Annotated in this window: 16 protein-coding genes and 2 pseudogenes; 10 read left to right on the forward strand and 8 right to left on the reverse strand. The window is 72.9% G+C overall.

From position 1 onward, the window contains the following. From ABT048_RS01665 to ABT048_RS01680, 4 genes and pseudogenes are all read right to left on the reverse strand, one after another. Positions 1-462 (reverse strand): annotated as a pseudogene (locus tag ABT048_RS01665) (hypothetical protein); the annotation flags it as partial. 157 nt (positions 463-619) lie between these two features. Further along, a complete protein-coding gene (locus ABT048_RS01670; RefSeq protein ID WP_350519289.1) occupies positions 620-2,101 on the reverse strand; it encodes an FAD-binding protein in 1,482 nt (493 codons plus the stop codon). 3,050 nt (positions 2,102-5,151) lie between these two features. Further along, the gene (locus tag ABT048_RS01675) at positions 5,152-6,825 is read right to left on the reverse strand and encodes a flavin-containing monooxygenase (protein WP_350519290.1); all 1,674 of its coding nucleotides are present in this window, start codon (positions 6,823-6,825) and stop codon (positions 5,152-5,154) included. Between the two features lie 66 nt (positions 6,826-6,891). After that, positions 6,892-7,785, reverse strand: coding sequence for a class I SAM-dependent methyltransferase (locus tag ABT048_RS01680; RefSeq protein WP_350519291.1), 894 nt, complete (start codon positions 7,783-7,785; stop codon positions 6,892-6,894). Between the two features lie 1,593 nt (positions 7,786-9,378). Here ABT048_RS01680 and ABT048_RS01685 point away from each other — a divergent pair. The 4 genes from ABT048_RS01685 (at position 9,379) to ABT048_RS01700 (ending at position 13,369) form a co-directional block, all read left to right on the forward strand. Beyond that, positions 9,379-9,639: a hypothetical protein gene (locus ABT048_RS01685; protein WP_350519292.1), complete on the forward strand. Its 261-nt coding sequence runs from the start codon at positions 9,379-9,381 to the stop codon at positions 9,637-9,639. 31 nt (positions 9,640-9,670) lie between these two features. Beyond that, on the forward strand, positions 9,671-10,654 hold the full coding sequence (locus ABT048_RS01690) for a 3-oxoacyl-ACP synthase III family protein (RefSeq protein WP_350519293.1): 984 nt from the start codon (positions 9,671-9,673) through the stop codon (positions 10,652-10,654). Beyond that, complete coding sequence (locus tag ABT048_RS01695; protein ID WP_350519294.1) at positions 10,651-11,406, forward strand: SDR family oxidoreductase; 756 nt, start codon at positions 10,651-10,653, stop codon at positions 11,404-11,406. The genes ABT048_RS01690 and ABT048_RS01695 overlap by 4 nt, the downstream gene beginning before the upstream one ends. A gap of 1,537 nt (positions 11,407-12,943) precedes the next feature. Further along, positions 12,944-13,369: a hypothetical protein gene (locus ABT048_RS01700; protein ID WP_350519295.1), complete on the forward strand. Its 426-nt coding sequence runs from the start codon at positions 12,944-12,946 to the stop codon at positions 13,367-13,369. A 922-nt stretch (positions 13,370-14,291) separates the two neighbouring features. Here ABT048_RS01700 and ABT048_RS01705 read toward each other — a convergent pair. Beyond that, the gene (locus ABT048_RS01705) at positions 14,292-15,503 is read right to left on the reverse strand and encodes an alpha/beta hydrolase family protein (protein ID WP_350519296.1); all 1,212 of its coding nucleotides are present in this window, start codon (positions 15,501-15,503) and stop codon (positions 14,292-14,294) included. A 106-nt stretch (positions 15,504-15,609) separates the two neighbouring features. Here ABT048_RS01705 and ABT048_RS01710 point away from each other — a divergent pair, with 106 nt between their 5' ends. The 3 genes from ABT048_RS01710 to ABT048_RS01720 all read left to right on the forward strand — a co-directional run bounded on the left by ABT048_RS01710 (position 15,610) and on the right by ABT048_RS01720 (position 17,434). After that, on the forward strand, positions 15,610-16,311 hold the full coding sequence (locus ABT048_RS01710) for a TetR-like C-terminal domain-containing protein (RefSeq protein WP_350519297.1): 702 nt from the start codon (positions 15,610-15,612) through the stop codon (positions 16,309-16,311). A gap of 150 nt (positions 16,312-16,461) precedes the next feature. Then, complete coding sequence (locus ABT048_RS01715; protein WP_350519298.1) at positions 16,462-16,587, forward strand: hypothetical protein; 126 nt, start codon at positions 16,462-16,464, stop codon at positions 16,585-16,587. 337 nt (positions 16,588-16,924) lie between these two features. After that, on the forward strand, positions 16,925-17,434 hold the full coding sequence (locus tag ABT048_RS01720; protein WP_350519299.1) for a hypothetical protein: 510 nt from the start codon (positions 16,925-16,927) through the stop codon (positions 17,432-17,434). Here ABT048_RS01720 and tpx read toward each other — a convergent pair. Next, positions 17,404-17,904, reverse strand: a complete 501-nt coding sequence (gene tpx / locus ABT048_RS01725; RefSeq protein ID WP_350519300.1) for a thiol peroxidase — start codon at positions 17,902-17,904, stop codon at positions 17,404-17,406. The two genes, ABT048_RS01720 and tpx, sit on opposite strands and share 31 nt — an antisense overlap. Before the next feature lie 1,021 nt (positions 17,905-18,925). Here tpx and ABT048_RS01730 point away from each other — a divergent pair. Continuing rightward, the gene (locus ABT048_RS01730) at positions 18,926-19,225 is read left to right on the forward strand and encodes an ArsR/SmtB family transcription factor (protein ID WP_396553112.1); all 300 of its coding nucleotides are present in this window, start codon (positions 18,926-18,928) and stop codon (positions 19,223-19,225) included. Beyond that, positions 19,222-19,608 carry a VOC family protein gene (locus ABT048_RS01735; RefSeq protein WP_350519302.1) on the forward strand — a complete coding sequence of 129 codons (387 nt, stop codon included), beginning with the start codon at positions 19,222-19,224 and terminating at the stop codon, positions 19,606-19,608. The genes ABT048_RS01730 and ABT048_RS01735 overlap by 4 nt, the downstream gene beginning before the upstream one ends. Positions 19,609-19,674: 66 nt before the next feature. Here the strand turns inward: ABT048_RS01735 and ABT048_RS01740 are convergent, their stop codons facing one another. Together ABT048_RS01740 and ABT048_RS01745 are read right to left on the reverse strand one after the other, a co-directional pair. Continuing rightward, the gene (locus ABT048_RS01740) at positions 19,675-20,001 is read right to left on the reverse strand and encodes a hypothetical protein (RefSeq protein ID WP_350519303.1); all 327 of its coding nucleotides are present in this window, start codon (positions 19,999-20,001) and stop codon (positions 19,675-19,677) included. A 137-nt stretch (positions 20,002-20,138) separates the two neighbouring features. Then, positions 20,139-20,726, reverse strand: a pseudogene (locus ABT048_RS01745) (RNA polymerase sigma factor); the annotation flags it as partial. A 337-nt stretch (positions 20,727-21,063) separates the two neighbouring features. On the opposite strand from ABT048_RS01745, the gene ABT048_RS01750 reads away from it, so the two are divergent. Beyond that, positions 21,064-21,807, forward strand: coding sequence for an MBL fold metallo-hydrolase (locus tag ABT048_RS01750; protein ID WP_350519304.1), 744 nt, complete (start codon positions 21,064-21,066; stop codon positions 21,805-21,807). The last annotated feature ends 106 nt before the right edge of the window (positions 21,808-21,913 follow it).

The following is a 21,913-nucleotide window of genomic DNA, read 5'->3' on the forward strand; positions in this document are numbered from 1 at the left end:
GTTGTTGGTGAGGTGGTGGTGGAGGTTGGTGAGGGCGTGTTGGGTGGCGGTGGTGTGTTTGTAGGTGAGGTTGGTGAGTTTGTGGAGGAGTTTGGGCCAGTGGTGGGGTGTGGTGGTGAAGGTGATGGTGAGGAGGGTGGTGTTGTTGGGGTGGGGGGTGAGGGTGTAGGTGGTGGTGCCGTGGAAGTGGCCGGTGTGGGTTTGGGTGAGGGTGTGGTGGGGGGTGATGTGGGTGGTGGTGGAGTGGAATTGGAGTGTGGGGCCGGGTTTGCCGATGCCGTTGGGGTGGATGGTGGTGGTGGTGGTTCCGCCGGTGGTGTGGGGTGGGGTGGGTCCGGGTTGGTGGGTGTTGTGGGGGTGCCACCAGGTGGTTTTGCCGTTGAGTTCGTTGATGATGGCGTTCCAGATGGTGGTGGGGGGGTGGGGGAGGAGGGTTTGGTCGGTGTGGTGGATGGCGTGCACGGGGGTTTCCTTTCGGGGGGTTGGTCGGCGGGTTGGTGGGTTGGTGTTTGGGGGTGGGGAAGTACCGGGGTTTGTGTGTTGTTGCTGGTTTACGTGCTCACTTGCTTGCTGCTTGTTTGTTTGTGGCTGTTGTTTGTTTGTGGCTTGTTGTTGGGGGTTAGGGGAAGATGTTTTGGCCGGGGGTGAGGGTGTGGGTGGGGTCGTGGTGGGTTTTGGTGGTGGTGAGGGTGGTCCATTGGGGGCCGTAGTGGGTTTGCCAGTCGGTGGGGGTCATGTGGGGGATGGCGCCGACGAGGTAGCGTTTGGCGCCGAGTTGGGTGGCGCGGTCGTAGAGGTGGCGGTTGCGTTGGAGGGCGGGGGTGGGGTTGTAGTCGGGGTGGGGGAAGGTGAGGAGGTCGAAGAGGTAGGCGGTGGGTTCGTTGGGGGTGATGGCGAGGGGGTGGGTGAGTTTGTTGGTGTGGAAGGGGTAGCAGAGGAGGAGGCCTTGGCCGATGTCGTCGGGGGTGAGTTGGGGGAGGGCTTCGGTGAGGAAGGTTTTGGTTTGGGAGGCGGGGAGGAAGAGGGAGAGCCAGGGTTTGGGGGAGTTCCAGTAGCCGAGGTTTTTGATGTTGTCGGCGAAGGCGTCGGCTCGGTAGGTGTATTCGCGGTAGGTGGTGTCGGTGATGGTGGTTTCGGTGGGGAGGGGGTTGAGGCCGGTGAGGAGGGGGGTGGGGTCGGGGGGTGTGGTGCTGTTGTAGTGGGCGACGGCTTCGATTTTGTAGCGGGGGGGTTGGTTGTTGGGTTGGATGAGGATTTCGCCGACTTGGGAGGGGAAGCGGCCGTCGTTGAGGAGGGTTTGTTGGTCGGTGAGGTAGGTGGTGAGGTCGTTGTAGTAGAGGGTGAAGACGCGGGCGTTTTGGGGGGCGGGGATGAGTTTGAGGGTGGCGCGGGTGATGATGCCGACTTGGCCGGCGCCGGCGAGGGCGGTGTGGAAGAGTTCGGTGTTTTTGGTGGGGGTGGCGGTGAGGATGCGGCCGGTGCCGGTGACGATGTCGATGGATTCGACGGTGTCGGCTTGGAGGCCGTATTTGTGGACGGTGGATCCGATGCCGCCGATGCTGATGGTGCCGCCGATGGAGAGGTGGAGGTAGTCGGTGAGGCAGGGGGGTGTTAGGCCTTGGGCGAGGGTGGCGTCGGTGAGTTGGGCCCAGGTGACGCCGGCGTCGACGGTGGCGTTGGTGGGGGTGATGGTGTGGATGCGGTTGAGGGAGCGGGCGTTGATGGCGATGCCGCCTGCGACGCCGGCTTGGCCGTAGTTGGAGTGTGATTCGAGTTCGCCGTTGTTGCCGCTTTGGCCGTTCATGGCGACTTTGAGGTTGTTGCGGCGGGCGAAGTTGATGATGGTGGCGATGTCCTGGGCGCAGGCGGGGTTGAGGACGGCGTAGGGGGTGGTGGTGGTGAGGCGTCCGAAGTCCTGGGCGAAGGCGGTGCGGGTGGTGGGGTTGGTGGTGAGGGTGCCTTGGATGGGGGGGATGGGGGTGACGCGGTTGGTGGTGGGGTCGTCGGTGGTGGCCCAGGCGCGGGTGGCGGTGTTGTAGCCGATGACGGTGGCGGCGGCGCCGGTGAGCAGGGCTCGCCTGGACAGGGGTGGGCGGTTCATGGGTGTGGGTGTCTCCTGACGGGTTGTGTGGGTCGGTTCCGGGCGGGGTGTGCTCTGTTGTGGCCGGTGGTGGTGCGTGCCCGGTGGTGTGGTGGTGGTCAAAGGGTGGTGCTGCCCGGGTGGGGCCTGCGGTTCCCGGCTGGTGTTGAAGTCCGGGTTGGTGCGGGCCGTTGTCACCGGTGCCATGTGGTGCGGTGGTGGTCAATAGGGGTGCTGCCCGGGGAGGGCTGCGGCGTCCGGTCTGGTGTTGAAGTGCCGGGCTGGTGTGGGCTGTTGTAAGCGGTGCCTTGTGGTGGTCAAGGGGTGGTGCTTGTGGGTGCTGCCTGCGGTGCTGGTGGGCTGGGTTGTCCTCGGCTGTCGGTGCTGGTGCCGGCGGTCGGTGGTGGTGTGTGCCCGGTGGTGTGGCGGTGGTCAATAGGGGTGGTGCCCGGGTAGGGCGTGCGGTTCCCGGCTGGTGTTGAAGTCCGGGTTGGTGCGGGCCGTTGTCACCGGTGCCTGGTGGTGCGGTGGCTGCTGGTGGTCAATAGGGGGTGCTGCCCGGGTGGGGCTCGCGGTTTCCCGGTCCCGGTGTCGAAATGCCGCTCCGGTGCGGGCCGTTGTAGCAGGTGCCTGGTGGTGCGGTGGTGGTCAAATGGTGGTGCTGCCCCGGGTGGGGCCTGCGGTTTCCCGGCCTGGTGTTGAAGTGTCGCTCTGGTGCGGGCTGTTGTGGCCGGTGGTGACTGGTGGTGGTGCCCCGGGGGCGTGTGGTGGTGGTCAATAGGGGTGTAGCTGTTCGGTTGGGGCGTGCGGCCTTCCGTATGGGTGTTGAAGTTCCGCGCTGGTGTGGGCTGTTGTAGCCGCCGCCTGGTGCTGGGGTGGGTGGTGCCCCGGTGGGGTGCTGGGTGGTGCGGTGTTGGTCAGTAGGGGGCTGTCCGGGTGGGGCCTGGGGCTCCCGGTTTGGTGTTGAGGTTCCGGGTTGGTGCGGGCGTTGTAGCGGGTGCCTGGTGCTGTGGTGGTCAAAAGGGGGTGTTGCTCGGGGAGGGCTCGCGGATTCCCGTTCTGGTGTGGGCTGTTGTAGCGGTGCCTTGTGGTGGTCAAGGGGTGGTGCTTTGTGGGTGCTGCCTGCGGTGCTGGTGGGCTGGGTTGTCCTTGGCTGTCGGTGCTGGTGTCGGCGGCCGGTGGTGGTGTTTGCCCGGTGGTGTGGTGGTGGTCAATGGGGGTGTTGCTCGGGTAGGGCGTGCGGTTCCCGGTCGGTGTTGAAGTGCCGGTTTGGTGTGGTCTGTTGTGGTCGGCGCTTGGTGGTGGTCGTGGGTGGTGTCCCGGGTCGTGCTGGGGTGGGCGGTGTTGGTGGGTTTCGGGGTGGTGGGGGGTTGTGTGTGGTTGTGCGGGGGTGTGGGGGTGGCCCGCGGTCCCCGGGTGTGGTGGGGGCGGGCGTGGTTGGGGGTGTTCGGCCGGGGTGGTGGCGGGTGGTGGGTCGGGCCGGCGGGTGAACGGGTGTGAAGTTGTGGGGTCTGGTCTGTGGTTGGTGTTCGGGTGGTGCGGTGGGTCGGGTTGACCGGTGGTGGTGTGCGGTGTCCGGTCTTCGGTTGTCCGGGCGGGGGCTGGGCTGGGTAGCTGTGCCGGGGTGCCGGGGTGCCGGGGTGCCGGGGTGCCGGGGTGCCGGGGTGGTGCGGTGGCCGGGTGTCTGGCGGGTTCGTCGTCCTGGCCGGGTTGGTCGTCTGGCGTGGTGGCCGGGTGGTGCTGTGTGCCGGTCCGGGTTGAGCGGGTGGTTGTGGTGCTTGGTCTGCGTTGTCCGGCGGGTGGCCGGGGCTTTGTGGTCCCAGTCGGGTTCTGTTGCTGGGTGCCGGTGCCCGGTGGGTGGTGCCTGGCTTTGTTCCGGTGTCCGGCGGGGGGTTGTGTGGTGGGTTTGTGGTCCCGGGGGTGGGTTGTTCGGCTGGGCTGAGGTGGTGCTGGATGCCGGGCATGTAGGCCTGGTGGTGCGGGGTTCTGGTGCGGGGCTGTTGGCCGGGTGCGTGGGCCTGGTGGTGCGGGGCTGTCGGTCGTTTGTGGTGCGGGGTTGTGTCCTCGGGCTGCTTGCGGGGTGAGGGTGCCGGGGTTGTGGTGCCTGGCTCTTGTTCCCGTGTGCGGCGGGGGGTTGTGTGGTGGGTTTGTGGTCCCGGGGGTGGGTTGTTCGGCGGGGCCGTGGTGGTGCCGGGGTGCCGGGGTGCCGGGGTGCCGGTGTGGGTGGTGTGGTGGTCGGTGTGTGGTTGCCTGTTCGGGTTGTCGTGCGGGGTGGCTCAGGGGCGGTGTTTCGCCTGTTCTGGCTTTGTCGGGTGCTGGTTTGGTGGGGTGGCCGGCCTGCCGCCCGGGTGGGTCGGGCGGCAGGCCGTGGTGGTGCCTGTTGTGGTGCGTGGTGGTGTTTGCCTCTTTGTTGCTTGGTGTGACTGCCCCGTGTATCCCAGGTGGCTGCGGGTGTGCCCTTGTGGTGCCCCGTGTCCTGGCACTTTGTGTTCCGTGTCCTGTGCCCGGTGTTCTGGCGTTGGGTGGCCTGGTGTCCCGGTGTCCTGATGTCCCCGGGTGTGGGTGCGGTGTGCCCCTGTGGTGCCCGCCAGTGTCCTGATGCCCGGTGATGTCCCGGGTCTTGGTACGGGGTGGTGCCCTGTGTCCCGTGTCCCGTGCCTTGGCACCTGGTGTTCCGTGCGGCCGGTGTCTTGGGGCCGCGTGGGACGGGCGGCGCCGGGTGTTGGTGGCGGGTGGTGCCTTGTGTCCCGTGTCTTGGCATCTCGTGTGCCGTGCGGCGCCGGGTGGTGCTTTGTGTCCCGTGTTCTGGTGCCCGGTGTTCTGTTGTCCGGTGCTGTCCGCGGGTGTTGGTGCCGGCTGTCCGGTGCCTGGTGGTGCGGTGGCCGGCTGTCCGGTGTTTTGCCTGGTGTGGCGTGGTCTGGCCGGGTCTGGCCGGGTGTGGCCGGGCCGCGGGGTGGGGCTGGGGTGTCCGGTGCCTGGCTGTGGCCGGCGGGCCGGGGCGGGCCTGGTGGTCCGGGGCGGGGCGGGCTGGGCGGGCGGGGGCGGGGCGGCTGGGGGCTGGGGCCCTGGGGTTAGGGGTTGGTGTGGTTGGTGTGGGTGGTGGTTTGGTAGTTGCTGATGTCGAGGTGGCGGGTCTGTTTGCGGAATCGCCAGGTGTAGGTCGGCCAGATCGAGGGGTTGTTCCCGCGGGTGTCGGTGTACCAGCTGGTGCAGCCGCCGTTGTTCCAGACGGTGTTCTTCAGGCGTGTCTGGACGTTGTGGTTGTAGGCGTTCTGGGCGTCTTCGTGGACGTCGATGCTGGTGATGTGGTGGGTGTCGAGGGTTTTCAGGGCGTCGAGGATGTAGGTGATCTGGGCTTCGATCATGACGGTCTGGGAGGAGTGGCCGAGGGTGGTGTTGGGTCCCAGGATCATGAAGAGGTTGGGGAAGCCGTGGATGGTGGTGCCGCGGTGGGCGGTCATGCCGTGGGTGTTCCACGTGTCGGCGAGGGTGGTGTTGTCGCGGCCGTGGATGCGGTGGGCGATGGGGCGGTTGGTGGCGGTGAAGCCGGTGGCGAGGATGATGGTGTCGATGTCGCGTCGGGTGCCGTCGGCGGTGGTGATGTGGGTGGGGCCGATACGGGTGATGGTGTCGGAGACGATGTCGACGTTGGGTTGCTGGATGGCGGGGTACCAGGTGTTGGAGAACAGGAGGCGTTTGCAGCCGACGGTGTAGTCGGGGGTCAGGCGCTGGCGCAGGGCGGGGTCTTTGACGCTCTTCTTGAGGTGGCCGGCGGCCATGTTCTTCATGCCGGTGGTGCGGGAGGGGCTGGACATGAAGAACGCGACGATTTCACGGCCGTGTTGGTTGAAGGCGCGGCGGAAGCGCTGGTAGCCGGGCAGGTGGCGCAGCATCCAGGTGTGGCGGGCGGTGTTGGGCTTGTCGGGTTTGGCGGCGACCCAGGGGGGTGTGCGCTGGTAGAGGTCGAGGCGGGCGACCTGGGGCTGGATCTTGGGGACGAACTGGATGGCGGAGGCGCCGGTGCCGATGACGGCGATGTTGCGGCCGGTGAGGTCGTGGTCGTGGTTCCACTGGGAGGAGTGGAAGACGGTGCCGGTGAAGGTGTCGAGGCCGGGCAGGTCGGGGGTGGCGGGGTTGGAGAGGTAGCCGGTGCCGGTGACGAGGATGCGGGCGGTGTAGCGGCCGTGGGTGGTGCGCAGGTTCCAGTGCTGGTGGGTGTCGTCCCAGCGGGCGTCGAGGAGTTCGTGGCCGTAGCGCAGGTGGGGGTCGACGCCGTAGCGGGTGGCGCAGGCTGTGAGGTAGGCGTGGACTTCGGCCTGGGTGGCGAAGGTGGATTTCCACTCGGGGTTGCGGGCGAAGGAGAAGGAGTAGAGGTGGGCCTGGACGTCGCAGGCGCAGCCGGGGTAGGTGTTGTCGCGCCAGGTGCCGCCGAGGTCGTCGGCGCGTTCGAAGACGAGGAAGTCGTCTTCTCCGCGGCGTAGGAGGCCGATGGCGGTGCCGAGGCCGGAGATGCCGGCGCCGATGACGGCGACTTTGAGGTGGCGCACGGCGAGGTCGCCGCTGTCCGCGGCGGCGGGCGCGGCGGCGGGTGTGGTGTCCGCGGTGGTGTCTGCGGTGGTGCCGGCGGCCGGGCCCTGGGCGGTGGTGGTGGTGGGGGTGGCCCCCGCCGCCGGGGCGGGGGCTGCGGCGGTGGTGCCGGTGGCCGCGGGGGTGGTGGTGCGGTCGGGGGCGGGGGTGGTGGTCATGGCGTCGGTGTCCCTTTGTCGCGGTTGGCTTGAGGGTGCCGTTCGGTGGCCCGGCAGGGGGCGGGGTCAGGCGCGGCGGGTGAGGGTGACGCGGAAGTTGTTGAAGATGTGGTCTTCGAGGGTGTAGGCGAAGATGTCGAGGTAGCGCTCGAAGCGGGCGACGGTGGTCTCGTCGGTCATGGCGACGGCTTCGTCGCGGCGGGCGGCGAGGAGCTTGAGCCAGGCGCGGCAGGCGCGGGCGAAGGACTCGGGCTCGTTGCGGATCTCGGTGACCTCGAAGAGGCCGTCGAGGCCGGAGGCGAGTTCGGGCAGGCGCGGGATGTGGCAGCCCTCGAACTCCTCGCGCTGGAGGAACTTGAGGTCGTCCAGGAGCTGGCGGCGCAGCGGGGGGTTCTCGACGGTCATGGTGTGCAGGACGAAACGGGCGCCGGGCTTGAGGAGGGAGTGGATCTGCTTGAAGAAGACGCGGTAGCGCTGGGTGCGCTCCTTGGGGGTGAGGGAGGAGAGCACGAAGTGTTCGAGGGCGTTGATGCAGAACGCGGCGTCGTAGGCCTGCTCGCCGTCGGCGAGGCGGTGCTCCTCCCAGCTCTCGACGCGGGCTTCGATGGCGGGGTTGCCCAGGGCGTGGACGAAGTCGGCCTGGGTGCGGGAGAGGGTGACGCCGACGGCGCGCTGGACGCCGTGGACGGTGGTGAGGCGGTTGAGCATGGTGCCCCAGCCGCAGCCGACGTCCAGGACCTTGGCGCTGCCGGCGGCGCGGGCGAGGTCGGTGAAGGCGTCGAGCTTGCGTTCCTGGGCCTCGTCGAGGACGGCGACGAGGTCCTCGCCGTCCTCCCAGTAGCCGCCGGAGTACATCATGGTCGGGCCCAGGATGAGGCGGTACAGCTCGTTGGGGACCTCGTAGTGGTGGCGGATGGCCTCGACGTCGGGGTTGATGGAGCGGGCTTCGACGGTGGTCATGGGATGGGGCCCCTCGAATGTGGTTGGCGGGTTGGGGGGAACGGGGTGCGGGCGCCGGCACACGCGGGGTGTGCGGCGCGGGCACGGGCGCGGGGCGCGGGGTGCGGGTGCGGGCGGCCGGCGCCGGGGCCGGCACCTGCGCGCTCCCGGACACCGGGCACGTACGGGCTGTGCGGGTCGTGCGGGGTGGTGCTGTGCCCTAGCGGCCGTGTGGGCCGGGCCTGTCGGCGTGTGACGCCGCGGGCGTGGACCGTGCGGGCCGTGCGGGCCGTGCGGGTGGTGCGGGGTGGTGCTGTGCCGTAACGGCTTTGCGGGTCGGGCCTGTTGGCGTGTGATGCCGGGGGTCGTGGACCGTGCGGGCCGTACGGGCTGTGCGGGGTGGTGTGGGGTGGTGCTGTGCCGTAACGGCTTTGCGGGTCGGGCCTGTTGGCGTGTGACGCCGCGGGCCGTGGACCGTGCGGGCCGTGCGGGTGGTGCGGGGTGGTGCGGTGTCCGACTGGCCCTGTGGGTGCGGCCGGTCGGCGGGTGGCGCTGTGATGCCGTGACGCGGGTGGGCTGTGGTGCCGTGGGCCGTGTGGAACCGGCTTGTGGGCCTGGCCTGTGGTGCGGCCGGGGCCGGTTGCCGTTCCGGTGGCCGGTCTTGAGGCCCGGTCAGGTCGGGTCCGGCCTGGCCTTGAGGGCCCGGCCCGGCCCGGTCTTGAGGCCCGGCCTGGTCTGGCCTGGTCTGGCCCGGTCGGGTCCGGCCTGGTCTTGCGGCCTGGCCCCGGTCCTGAGGTCCGGCCCGGCCTGGTCTGGTCCGGCCGGTTCGGTTTGGTTGGTCGGGGTGTGCCGGTGGGCGTGCGGGTGCGGTGTGTTGTGGGTCAGGTAAGCGTGTGTCTCGCAAGCGGTGCGCAAGGGCGGCGGGGTGTGGGGGGTTGCGGGGCGTTTGCGCGGGCGCGGGTTTCATGCGGTTTCGACAAGACACGCGGCCCCCACGGCCGGGTCGCTTTCCTTCTGCCTGTTCCTTGCGGGCCGGGGAGGGTGCTTGTCCGGGCCTTGTGCCGGCTCCCCAGGTGTTCGTCCCGCTTCCGGGCGGGGCGGGGCGGGGGGCCGGTGTGCCGGTCCCGTCCTGTGGGTGTTCCGTCTTCCTGGTTCCTGCCCCTTGTTCTCGTGGTTGCCGGTCTCCGGTTCGTCGTTGTCCGTCGTCGTCCTGTTCTCGTGGTGCCTGTGCCGGGCTCGCGGGTGTGCGGACGGGACGGCCGGACAACGGCCGGACAACGGCCGGCGGCCGCGGGCGAAGGGGCCGGCGGGGGGCGGGGCGCCGACGGGGCGGGGTGCCGGCCCGCAGGGTGCGGGCGGGTACCGCACCCCCCGGGCCTCCCGCACACAACGAGGGGCGGGCCGCGGGGTTGCGGTCCTCGGGTGTTGTCCCGGCCGGCGGTGCCTTCGGGTACCGGCGGGCCGGTCTGTGCGCTCCGTTCCCGACAAGGGGGCCGGTCGCGTGCACTTCGTTCCCCACATTCGACGCGTTGACAGCCGTCTGCCCTCCCCCCTGGTGCGCCGTGATACGGCCCCCGGGGGGGCGGGGCCGGCGAGGAGAGGAAACGATCACCAATGTCGCAGATCCCCACCATCGAGGACCTGGCCCAGCAGCTGCAGGCGGTGTCCGGTGCGCACGAGATCGACGCCGACGCGGCGTTGCAGCACATCGCGGACGTCGACTCGCTGGACCTGATGGAGTGGCTGTACGGCTTCCAGAACCAGTACCCGCACATCCCGGCGGACGAGTCGCTGTTCGCGGACATCGACGACACCACGACGCTGCGGGTGGTCCACGAGCGGATCCTGGCGCTCGTCCCCACCGAGAGCAACTGAGGCCCCGGAGCGGGGAGAGAGGGGTCGGGTGATGAGCGGTTTCGACGTCACCGGCTGGGGGATGTTCGTGCCCGAGCGGGTGGTGACCAGTGCGGAGCTCGCGCAGCGTTTCGGTGTGGACGAGCACTGGATCGTCTCGCGGTGCGGGATCCGGGAGCGCCGTGCGGTGGGGCCCGGGCAGACCACGGCGTCGATGGCCGTGGAGGCCGGGCGCCGGGCGCTTGAGCGGGCGGGGCTGACGGGTGCGGACATCGCGCACCTGATCGTGGCGACGGCCACCCCGGAGCAGCCCTCGCCGGCGACGTCGGCGTTCGTCCACGACGAGCTGGGGATCGCGGGCAGCGCACACGACGTGAACTCCGAGTGTGCGGGGTTCGTGTACGCGCTGGTGACGGCGGCGGGCCTGATGCGCATGGACCCGCGCCCGATCCTGGTGATCGGCTCGGACACCCACACCCAGACCGCGAACCCGGCCGACCGGGACCTGTCGATCCTGGTCGGTGACGGGGCCGGCGCGGTGGTGCTGACCCCCGGGCCGGTGGACCGCATCCGGGCGTGGAACCTGGGCGCGGACGGCTCCTGCAAGAACAGCCTGAAGGTCCTGGCCGGCGGCTCGCGGATGCCCACCACCGCCGAGACGGTCGCCCAGGGCCTGCACTACGCGCAGATCAACGGCAACGAGATCTACCTCAACGCCGTGCGCTACACGGTGCGCACGATCCGCGAGACGCTGGAACAGGCGAAGATCACCGCGGCCGAGGTGGACCACGTCGTGCCGCACCAGGCGAACATCCGCATCATCAACTCGGTGCTGTCCCACACCGGGATCCCCACCGACAAGCTGGTGACGAACCTGGAGCGCTACGGCAACACCGCCTCCGGGTCGATCCCGATCGCGCTGGCGGAGGCCCTGGACGCCGGGCGCATCGCGGACGGCGACACCGTCCTTTTGGCCGGGTTCGGCGCGGGCATGACGTGGGGTTCGGTCCTGATGACGTGGGGAGGCGTGCGATGAGCGGCAAGGACGCCTTCGGCGCGCGGCCCGTGTCGCCGGTGGCGCTGGTCACCGGCGCCTCGGGCGGCCTGGGCAGCGAGCTGGCGCTGGCCCTGGACGCGGCGGGCTGCCGCGTCGCGGTCCACTACAACTCCTCGCGCGACGGCGCCGAGAAGACCGCGGCGCAGCTGACCAACGCGCACGTCCTGGTCACCGGCGACGTGGCCGACTACGGCGCGGTCACCGCGATGTACGAGGAGATCTCGGCGGCGCTGGGCCCGGTGGACGTGCTCGTCAACAACGGCGCGATCCGCAAGGACTCGCTGATGGCGATGCAGGACCCGGCGCAGTGGCGCCAGGTCATCGACACCAACCTGGTCGGCTCCTTCCACACCGCCCGGGTGTGCGTGCCGGCGATGCTGCGCGCCCGGTGGGGGCGGATCGTCAACATCGTCTCCCCGTCGGCGCTGATCGCCACGGCCGGGCAGACCGCCTACTCCGCGTCCAAGGCGGGGCTGATCGGCCTGACCCGGACGCTGGCGGCGGAGTGCGGGCGCCGGGGGGTGACGGTCAACGCCCTGTCACCCGGCTTCATGATCACCGGGATGACGGACACCCTGCCCGAGCACGTCATCGCCGGCATGCGCGACAAGGTCCCGGTGCCGCGGTTCGTCACCCCGCGGGAGGTCGCCCGCTCGATCACCCTGTTCCTGGACCAGGACTGCATGACCGGGCAGGTCATCAGCATCGACTCCGGCGCCTCCATCACCTGATCACCCGAGCGGCACACCCGCCCCGCCCCGCCCGCCCGTACGGCGCGGTCGTCGCCCCGTACGGCGCGGCGCCCGCACCACCGCACGGCGGGGCGCGCGGGGCGGACCGGTCCTCACCCCCCGGCCGTCCCCGCACCGCCCGGCCGTCCCCGCACCGCCCGCACCGCCCGCACCGCCCGCACTGCCCGCACCGTCCGATGTCCGTCCTCACCACCGTGTGCGGTCCCTGACCGTCTACCGCGGCCCGGCCGGGTCCCCCCGGTCACCGCGGCCGGCCGCAACCGCGGCCGGTACGGCAGCCGGTACGGTGCCACCCGCACCGCCCGGCCCCTGTCCCACCCCGCCCCTCCCGGTCCCCTCCGGCCCGGCCCCCCGGCCGGACGGGACCACCCCGGCGCCCCCGTTCCCCGGCTCCCACCCGGGCAACGGGGGCGCACCCGTTGCCCGCGGGACGCACCGCCGCCTGCGCGCCTGCCGACCCCGGGCCCCGCCCCTGCACAACCCCGGCGCCCCGGCGCCCGTTGCTCCGCCGCCCCGTTGCTCCGGTATCCAGGGCGGCGGGTGCACGGACGGCCGGCGGGAGCCCGCCTGCCCGCCCCCGGCTCCCCGGCATCCCGGCGCCGGACGGCCGGCAGACGGCGCGTCGAGGGCTCCGGGACCCCGGCGCCCGGACACCCGGCCCCGGCACCACTGCGCCCCGAACCCCGTTGGCCCGACGCCCCGTTGCTCCGCTGTTCCGGCCGCCCGCCACCATGGGCACCGCGCTCTGCCCGGCGCCGCACGGCCGGCAGACGGCCGCTTCTTCACGTTGCGGGTTCAGGGGCTCCCGGACACCCGGCCCCGCCACCGCTGCGCCCCGAACCTCGTCGGCCCGGCCGCCCGGTTGCTTCGGCAGCCCGGCGTCTCGGCGTCGGGGTGTTCCCGGCGGCGGGGTGTGCGGGTGGTCGGCGCACGGCCGCTTCATCGCCTTCCCGGCGTCCTGCCTTTCCCGGCGCCGGACGGCCGGCGGTCGGTGGCCGGCTGTTCTCTGCCGTCCCGGCTTCGGGCTTGCGATGCCGGTTGCGGGGCGGCCGGCACCCTGTTGCGCTGCTGCCTCGGTACCTCTCGGCAGTTGCGGTGTCCCGGTCCCGGCCCCGGCCCCGGCCCGTTCTCCCGTGCTCCCGTTGGCCCGTTCTCCCGTTGGCCTGGTGTCCTGTTGTCCTGTTGTCCTCGGCTCTACCGGCCACAGGAGCGCGGATATCGGCTCTGAACTGCGACGATTCATGGACTGCATGTCCGTGACGGTCGCTCGGCGCGTTGCGGTGCAATCCCTGTGAAACCGTGGAGGCCGGCCGCCCCGGCCACCGCCCGCGTCGTGGCCGGGGGCGGCGGCGGTTGTGGTGCCCGGTGGTGTGGTCATCGGCAGCCGGGAACGTCTAAGGTCGCGGTTGTGGCGCCGAGTTGGCGGCGGCTTCGGGGCGGGGGAAGCACAGTGGGGGACGGGTCGGGCGGGTCGGGCGAAGGGCTGACGGGCAGTCGGCTTCGTCTGTACTTGGGTATGGGTGCGTCGGCCGTCGCGCTGCTCGCGTTCTTCGGGATCCGCAACTTCGATGATCTGCGTCAGGCGGTCGGTTACGGGCCGGGCGGTGGGTCGGGTGCGGCTGACGCGTGCAATGTCGCGTACGAGGCCTACCACAGTCGGGAGAATGACGATCGGGCGGCTCCGGCGGGGAGCAGCGGCTGGGAGGAGGCCAGGGCGCTCGAATATCGCACGTACGCCGGGAAGTTGAGGCAGGCGGCGGCCCTGACCGGCGATGGAACGCTCAAGGCCCATCTCGTCAACCGCGCCGACGACGCCCAGCACATCGGCGACTGGTGGGGGAATCCCGCCCGCTCCGATCAAGGGCGGCCGTCGCTGATGATGCTGATGGACGAGCCATGGAGGAAGGACTGCATCGGTCGGGGCATCAAGGCCCCTTCGTAGCTGATCGGTGTGTGTGCTGCGGGCCTGTGACGGGTGCGGTGACCGGTGTGGGAGCTCTTGCCCGGGTGTCTGCTGCTCCGGTTGTGCCGGGGCCGCGCCGGCAGGCTCGCTGATGCAGGCTTCGAGGTCGGCGACGCGGCGGTCCTGGTCACGTTCGCCCGCGTGCGTGGGGCCGGTGGCGCGGAAGGCGGTCGACCGCACTCGGTGGAAGTGGTCCCGGGGCTTGCACAGGACGAGCGCGAGGGCGGGCGTCTTCCATGGGGCCGAGTCCGGCCAGGGCCTGCTCCGGGCCGTCGATCGCGCGGGCAGTCGGCTCGACGTAACGGTGGAGGCGGTCGGCGGCGGCGTCGGGGCGCCCTCGGCGGCAGCCGCCACTGCTCGCGCTTGCGCCGCCATCGGAGCGGCGTGGGGACCTCCGCGCCGACGATGCCCATGTCGCGCTCAAGGTCCCGCAGCACGGCTTTCCCGAAGGCGAGGAACTCGCGCTCCGGCCACCGCAGATGGTCCACCAGGCGGTACGCGTAGGTCTTCTGTGTCCCGGACCCGTCGTGCAGGCGCAGGAAGCGGTCCGCCTCCGCGTGGAGACTGTCCTTGGGCCGCACGATCGTCCATGACCGCCGCCCGTCCTTCCGTTCGATCTGCTGGACCCTCGGGTCCGCGACCACCACGCGCCGTGCCACTCCTCCTGCGTACCGGTCCTGGAACATGACGGGCGCTGCGGGCGCGGTCGGCGGACGAGTCCGCGACGCCCGGGTCACAGGTCCGGACGGACATCACGGGCGGCACTGCCTGCGGTCGGTGGACCGGTGTCCCGGTGCTCGGGTGTTCCGGGCTTCGCGGTGGCGGTGGCGGTGGCGGTGGTGGCGGCGGCGGTCGCGGTTGCGGCGGGCGCGAGTGCGGTTGCGGTGGGTGCGGGACGGGGTCAGGGGGTGGTGGTGTGGGGGAGGGTGGTGTCGAGCCAGTCGAAGACGCTCTGGTGGAGGCGGGCCATGGCGCCCATGTGGCAGTGTTCGCCGGCGCCTTCGGCTTCGGTGAGGGTCAGGAGGGTGTGGGGGCAGGTGAGGGCGGCCTGGACCTGCTGGGGCTGGCCTTGGAAGAACTGGTCGTTCTCGGCGTCCAGGACGAGGGTGGGGCAGGTGATGAGGGGGGCGTGGCCCTCCAGGGTGTAGGGGGCGGTGCGGCGCAGGTAGTCCGCGGGGCCGGTGGCGCCGAACGTCCACACGCCGTTGCGCAGGGCCCAGCGCAGCTGGGTGCTGTGTTCCATGAGCAGGCCCAGGACGGCGTCGGCGAGGTCGTCGTGGCCGCCGTGGACCAGGTCGCGCAGGAACGGCGGAAGGAAGCGGTCGTGGGCCTGGCCGTAGCTGTAGAGGCCGTCGTCCAGGACGAGGGCGGCCGGGCGGTGGTCGTGGGCGCCGGCGCGGGCGGCGAGGTAGCCGCCGAGGCTGTAGCCGAACAGGACCAGGCGCTCGGGGTCGACCTCGGGGCGGGTCAGGGCGTGGTCGATCACCGGGGTGGCCACCGCTTCCCAGTCGGGGCGGAAGACGAGGTGCTGTTCGCGCAGGGCGGCGCCCTGGCCGGGGCCGTCGTAGGCCAGGACGTGGTAGCCGCGGCGCACGGCGGCGGCGGCGAGGGCGAAGTAGGACTCTTCGAGGGTGGAGTCGAAGCCGCTGGTGAACACGATGGTGGGGCGGGGGGCGGCGCTGTCGTCGGCGAGGAAGAGGTACCCGGGCAGGGTGGTGTCCCGGTAGGGGATGCGCAGGGCCTGGACGGGGGTGTCCATCAGGGCGGCGGCCGCCGCGAAGCTCTCGCGCGAGAGCGCGGACAGGCGACGGGCCTCGGGGTCGTTCGCGGGGTCGTCGCGGCGGTAGAACTCGGCGGTGCGGTAGTAGTTGGAGGCGCGCAGCAGGCCCTCGCGGGCGCTGACGCGGTGGCCGGCGGCCAGGGAGCGTTCGGCGGCGGCGTGGACGCGTTCGGCGGTGGCCGTCCATTCGCGCAGCCAGGCCGCCTCGTCGCCCTCGCCGATGCGCGAGGCGGTGGCCACCACCTCGCCCAGGTCGGCGCCGCCGTCGTTCGCGAACCCGGCCGCGCGCAAGGTCTCGAAGGAGAACGACTCGTCCTCGAAGAGGAACCGCATGGTGCACTCCCAACCAAAGCCGAGACGGAACCGTTCCGTCTCGACTTTGACGTTAGCCCTCTCCCAGTCGAGACGCAAGCGTTCCGTCCGGTGGTAGGTTCGGGCCATGCCCGCCACCCCCGCCCCCGCGGACCCCGGCCCCGCGTCCCTCCCCACGGACCCTGCCGCCGCGGACCCTGCCGCACCCGCGGACCCGGCCGCCGCCCCCGCCGCCCCGGCGGGGCCCGGGCGCCGTGCGCCCGGCGGGCCGGTCCTCCAGGACTCCGTCACCCGGGCCATCGCCGACGCGTTCTTCGAGGAACTCGCCGCGGTCGGCTACGCCCGCCTCTCCCTGGAGAACGTCGCCCGCCGCGCCGGCGCGGGCAAGGCCGCGATCTACCGCCGCTGGTCCTCCAAACTCGACATGACCCTCGCCCTGGTGCGCGCCGTCGCCGTCGACGACTCCGAGATCAAGGACACCGGCACCCTGCGCGGCGACGTCCTCGCCTTCCTCACCGACAATGCCCGCGCGCTGCGCCACCCGCTGCCCTCGCGGATCATCCCCGACCTGCTCGCCGAAGCCGGCCGCAACCCCGAACTCGCCCAGGTCCTGCTCACCGCCGTACGCGACACCCGCCGCGGCAACGCCTCCCGCCTGCTGGAACGGGCCGTCGAACGCGGTGAACTGCCCCCCGGCACCGACCTCGAACTCGCCCTCGACCTCCTCGCCGGCCCCCTGTACTGGCGCCTGGCCGTGGTCCACACCCCCACCGCCCCCGACTACCTGGAGCGCCTCACCGACAAGCTCCTCGCCGCCTTCGCCGCCTGACCCCCGAGAGGGGGTCGGAGCCGCTGCGGGCCCGGGGGGACGGCTGCCCGGGGCCGTGAGGGGTGGCCGCCCCGGGGGAGGGGGAGTGGGCGGTGGTGCCCTCACCCGCGTGTCGGTGTGTCGGGGTGTCAGCGCGTTGCTGCGCCGCCGGTGCCCCGGAACGGCCCGGGTGGGCACCGGCCCCTGTACTGGCGGCTGGCCGTGGTCCGCACCCCCACCGCCCCCGACTGCCTGGAGCGCCTCGCCGACAAGCTCCTCGCCGCCTTCGCCGCCTGACCCCCGAGAGGGGGTCGGAGCCGCTGCGGGCCCGGGGTCGCTGCGGGCCCGGGGCCGTGAGGGGTGGCCGTCCCCCCGGGGGGAGGGGGAGGGGGTGGGGGTGGTGCGGGTCCGGGGCCTGCCGGGCGGTGGTGCCCTCACCCGCGCGTCGGCGTGTCGGCGTGTCCGGCGGCGCTGCGCTGCGCCGCCGGTGCCCCGGAACGGCCCGGGCGGGCACCGGCCCGCTCGCGACGGACCGCCGGCAGCCCGAGGCGCCGCGGTGACCGGGGGTCCGGGCCGTCCGGCGGGGCCCGGGAAACCCTGCGGCCGTCCCGCCGCCCGCCGTGACGACGACCCGGTGGGACACGTCCCCGACCCGCCGCTGCCCGTCGTCCTCGGCGCGGGCGACCTGCGTCCCCTTCCCCGGGCCGTGCGGGGCGCCCGCACCGGCCACGAAGGCCTCCGGCTCCCGGAGGAGCACCGCGACGGCTTCATCGACACGCTGCGGCCCGACCACGACCACGACCTCGACCTCGACCTCGACCACGACCTCGACCTCGACGGCACCGTCATGCCGGTGGTCACGCTCATGGGAGCAGCCGCCTTGACCGGGCAGCCCTGTCGGACCGGAGCCGTCGTCAGGTCACCCGCCCCGCCCGGGGGCTGCCGCGTCCGCCAGGCGACCCCCCTGGCGGGAGCGGCCGCCTGCGCCTGCGCCTGCGCCGGCGGCACGCGGTGGGGCCGCGTTGCGGGGCCGGAACGGGCGCACCCCCGTCCCGGGGCGGGACGGGGGTGCGAGGTGCGCGCGGGAAGCGCGCGGGAAGAGCGCGGGGCGGCTCAGGCGAGGACGGCGAGCGCGGCCTCGTAGTTCGGCTCGTCCGCGATCTCGGCGACGAGTTCGGTGTGCAGGACGGTGTCGTTCTCGTCGAGGACGACGACGGCGCGGGCGGTCAGGCCCGTCAGCGGGCCGGAGTTGATGGCGACGCCGTAGCTGTCGTGGAAGTCGCGGCCGCGCAGGGTGGAGAGGGTCTTGACGTTGTCCAGGCCCTCGGCGCCGCAGAACCGGGCCTGCGCGAACGGCAGGTCGGCGGAGATGCACAGCACGACGGTGTTGGCCAGCGCGCCGGCCTGGGCGTTGAAGGTGCGCACCGACGTCGCGCAGGTGGGGGTGTCGATGCTGGGGAAGATGTTGAGGACCTTGCGGCTGCCGGCGAAGTCCTTCAGCGAGGCGTCCGCGAGGCCGGCACCGACCAGCGTGAACGCGGGGGCCTGGCTGCCGGCGGCGGGCAGCGCGCCGCCGACCTCGACCGGGTTCCCCTTCAGCGTGACCTGAGCCATGAAAAGCCTCCTACCAGCGGTGTGTCTACGGGTGTGCAACGGCGCCGATCCTACTGCCCGCCCCCGCCCCGCCCACCGGCCGACCAGGGGCTGGACACCCGCCCGGCCTGCCCGTCGGCTGCCTTGCCTGACCTGCCCGCCACCGGTCGGACGGCCCGCCCGCCTGATGGCCCGGGGTTGCACGCCCCGCCTCTGGGCGCCCCGTCCGGTATCCGGCCCGGCCCGCGGCGGCCCCCGGCCCCCCCCCCGCGGCCCCCCGGCCGCGCCGGCGGGGGGCGGGGCGGACCGCGGCGGCCCCGGACACCCCTCGGGGCCGCCGCGGGCCGGGCGGGCGGCGCCGGGCGTCACCGAAGCGGCGCGGTCCCGGCCTGCGGGCCCGGCGGGCTCAGTTGAAGACCAGCACGTCGGTACGCATCGGCAGCGGGCTGCTCCACCCGATGTCGATCTTGAACGTGACCACGCCGCTGCCGGGGGCGATGCTCGACACCCGGAAGGGCGCGGCGCCGACGAACCGGGCACCGCCCGCGTTGATCCCGCAGGCCGTGACGACGACCGTCGAGTCGGGCCCGATGACGTTCCGGGGGATCTGGAGGTCGAAGGTCCCGTTGCCCGGGCTCCACGTCCACCACGCCCCGCCACACGGCGCCGACGTTGCCGCCGATCGCCGCGAGGCCCCGGTCGTGGTCGGCGGGCTGCGAACCGTCCGCGATCCGCGGCACCCCGGAGGCGGAAGACTCGGCTGCGGCCGTGACGGCTCCCCTCGCGCCGGGAGAGCCCCCACGAGCTCTCCGTGCACGATGAGTGTCTGTCGGTGTGCGCAGCGTCACAATCACTCGTGCGGGTGAACCACCGGCGCGCCTGCACCCCGGCCCCCGCCCAGGCCTGCCCCCCGCCATCGTCCGCCCTCCGGTCCCCTGCCTCCGCCCGCCCTCCGGCCCTGCCCCGGCCCCGGCCCTGCCCGGTTCGTCCGCACCCCCGGGTGTCCCGTCGGGCAGGCAAGCCGCGGCTTGCCTATGGTGGGGTGGTGACGGACGACGCCCTGTGGAAGGCGCTGGCGGACCCCACCCGCCGCCTCATCCTCGACGAGCTCGCGCAGCGCGAGGGCCAGTCCCTGTTCGAGATCTGCGCACGGCTGGCCTCCCGCCACGCCCTGGGCATCTCCCGCCAGGCGGTCAGCCAGCACCTGGCCGTCCTGGAGGACGCCGGCCTCGTGCGTACCCGCCGCGAGGGCCGCTACAAGTTCCACGACCTGGACACCGGACCGCTGCGGCGCATCACCGCCCGGTGGCTCACGCCCCGCACACCCGAGGAGGCCCCGTGAGGATCAACCTGGCCAGCGTCTTCGTCGACGACCAGGACAAGGCCCTGCGCTTCTACACCGAAGTGCTCGGATTCGTGAAGAAGACCGAGGTCCCCCTCGGCGGCCACAGCTGGCTCACCGTCGTCTCCCCCGAACAGCCCGACGGCACCGAACTCGTCCTGGAGCCCGACCAGCACCCCGCCGCCAAGGCCTACGTGGCCGCACTCGCCGCCGACGGCATCCCCGCGACCTCCTTCGCCGTCGACAACGTCCACGCCGAGTACGAGCGGCTGCGCGCCCTGGGCGTGCGCTTCACCCAGGCCCCGCTGGCCCTGGGCCCGGTGACCACCGCCGTCCTCGACGACACCTGCGGCAACCTCATCCAGATCGCCCAGTACCACTGACGACCCCCGCCCGCCGGCCCCGCCCGTCCACGCCGCCCGTGCCCACGCCTCCCGTGCCCGCCCGCGTCAGCGGCCCTGCCCGCCCGAGCCCGAGCCCGAGCCGGACCCGGAGTCGGTGCCGGTGCCGGGGATCCGGCAGCGCCCGTCGGGGCAGGGCGGGTGTGCCCGGCCCAGGGTCAGGACGCGCAGCAGCGTGGCCGTCCAGCACAGCGGGCAGCCGCGCAGCGCGTACAGGCCGGCCGGGGCCAGCAGCAGGCCCGCCGGTCCGAGGACGGGCCACAGGGCCACGGAGGCGGCCAGCGCGCCGAACCCGGCCGCGCCGCGCGCCAGGTGACGGGGCAGCGAGGGGACGCCGGCGCCCGCGCGGGCGCCGGTCTTCACCGTCCGGTTCACCGCGCCCGCCCGCCCGCCGCCACCGGCACCGCCGAGGCCGGCACCGCCGCGGCCACTGCGGCTGTCACCGGCGCGGGTACGGGCGCGGGTACGGGTACCGGCGCGGGTACGGGTAGGGGCGCGGGTTCAGGTACGGGCGGGGGCGTGGTGGTCAGGGTGTGGCGCAGGGCGGCGCGGGCGCGGTGCAGACGGGACTTCATCGCGCTCTGCCCGATGCCGAGTTCCTCGGCGACGGCCCGACCGCTGCGGCCCTGCACGTCGCGCAGGACCAGCACGCGGCGCTGGTCGCCCGGCAGCGCGGCGATCGCCTGCGCGATCCGGTGCGCCTCCAGACGCCGCAGCGCCTCCTCCTCCGCCGAGGCCCACCCCGCCTCCCCGCCGCCCCCGTTCTGCCCGCCGCCCGCGCCGGCCCCGCCCTCCCCGCCGGCCCCGTCCTGCCAGCCGGCCGCGCCGGCCGTGTGCCCCGGCGGGTGGTCGCGCAGCACCGCGCGGGCACGGCGCAGGCACTCGTTGCGCACGATGCGGAACATCCACGACGCCAGCGCCGTGGAGGCCCGCAGCATGCCGATCCGCCGGTACAGCACGATCAGCGCCTCCTGCGCCGCGTCCTCGGCGTCCTCCCGGCCCGCGCACAGCGAGTGCGCGAAGCGCCGCACATGGGGGTGCGCGGCCGTCACCAGCGCGGCCAGCGCCTGGGCGTCACCGCCCTGCGCGGCGACGACCAGCCCCTCACCCGGCCACACACCACCCCCACCCCCGGCCGCCTCCCGGGCCGCCCCGCCGTCCGCGCCCCGGGCCGCACCGCCGTCCACGCGCTCAGCCACGCCCGCCGCCCCGCCTGCGCCCGAACACGAACACGCAGGCGCACACCAGCACCGCGCCCACGGCCACACCCACACCGACGACCACAACGACCTCCCACACAGGGGCTCCCGCCCACCGGGCACCACACCCGGGGACCCATACACGCGGACCCGGCAACGCACCGGGCCCGCCCATAAGAGGCACCCCGGCCCCGAAAGGATTCACAAGGATTCACCCCGCCTGTGAGAGCATCACCCGGTGAGCCGACTCACCGTCCTGGGAACCAGCGCCGCCCACCCCGAAGCGGACCGGGCCGCCAGCGGCTTCCTCCTCGAACACGACGGCTACCGCCTCGCCCTCGACCTCGGCTACGCCACCTTCCCCCGCCTGCTCCGGCACACCGCCGCCACCGGCCTGGACGCCGTCGTCATCACCCACGAACACCCCGACCACTGCGCCGACCTCAGCGCCCTGTGCCGCGCCCGCTACTTCACCACCCCCCGCCCGCCCCGCCTGCCCCTGTACTGCACCCCCGGCGTCGTCACCCGCGTCCAGGCCATGGAACCCACCGAAGACCTCAACGACGTCTTCGACATCCACCCCCTGCCCACCGCCGCCACCGCCACCCACCGCCTGGGCCCGCTGCGCCTGGACACCGCGCCGCTGCCCCACCACGTCCCGCACGCGGGCGTGCGCCTGAGCGCCCCGGGCCTGACCCTCGCCTACAGCGGCGACGCGGGCCCCGGCCCGGCGCTGGCCGAACTCGCCGCCGGCGCCGACCTGTTCATCGCCGGCGCCACCACCTGCGGCTGCGACCCCGACGACCCGTACCTGCTCAGCGCCGCCCAGGCCGGGCAGTGGGCCGAACGCGCCGGCGCCGCCCGGCTCCTGCTCACCCACTTCTGGCCCGGCACCGACCGCGCCCAGGCGCTCGCCGAGGCCCGCCGCACCTTCACCGGCGACGTCACCGCCGCCGAGGAGGACCTCCAGCTGCACCTGTGAGCGGCCCGAGCGCCCCGGCCCCGGCCCGGCCGAAGGCGCCCACCGTACGGGGCGGCCGCCCGCGCTCCGGCCCCCGGGCCCGGGGGTGCGCGCCGGGCCACAGCGG

The sequence above is a fragment of the Kitasatospora sp. NPDC096140 genome, from assembly GCF_040303045.1.
Taxonomy (GTDB): domain Bacteria; phylum Actinomycetota; class Actinomycetes; order Streptomycetales; family Streptomycetaceae; genus Kitasatospora.

Excerpts from the sequence above, each read along its gene's own strand:
- ABT048_RS01690 (WP_350519293.1), top strand. The coding sequence starts at position 9,671 with ATGAGCGGTTTCGACGTCACCGGCTGGGGGATGTTCGTGCCCGAGCGG.
- tpx (WP_350519300.1), bottom strand. The coding sequence starts at position 17,904 with ATGGCTCAGGTCACGCTGAAGGGGAACCCGGTCGAGGTCGGCGGCGCG.
- ABT048_RS01705 (WP_350519296.1), bottom strand. The coding sequence starts at position 15,503 with ATGCGGTTCCTCTTCGAGGACGAGTCGTTCTCCTTCGAGACCTTGCGC.
- ABT048_RS01670 (WP_350519289.1), bottom strand. The coding sequence starts at position 2,101 with ATGAACCGCCCACCCCTGTCCAGGCGAGCCCTGCTCACCGGCGCCGCC.
- ABT048_RS01695 (WP_350519294.1), top strand. The coding sequence starts at position 10,651 with ATGAGCGGCAAGGACGCCTTCGGCGCGCGGCCCGTGTCGCCGGTGGCG.
- ABT048_RS01680 (WP_350519291.1), bottom strand. The coding sequence starts at position 7,785 with ATGACCACCGTCGAAGCCCGCTCCATCAACCCCGACGTCGAGGCCATC.
- ABT048_RS01685 (WP_350519292.1), top strand. The coding sequence starts at position 9,379 with ATGTCGCAGATCCCCACCATCGAGGACCTGGCCCAGCAGCTGCAGGCG.
- ABT048_RS01700 (WP_350519295.1), top strand. The coding sequence starts at position 12,944 with ATGGGTGCGTCGGCCGTCGCGCTGCTCGCGTTCTTCGGGATCCGCAAC.
- ABT048_RS01675 (WP_350519290.1), bottom strand. The coding sequence starts at position 6,825 with ATGACCACCACCCCCGCCCCCGACCGCACCACCACCCCCGCGGCCACC.
- ABT048_RS01710 (WP_350519297.1), top strand. The coding sequence starts at position 15,610 with ATGCCCGCCACCCCCGCCCCCGCGGACCCCGGCCCCGCGTCCCTCCCC.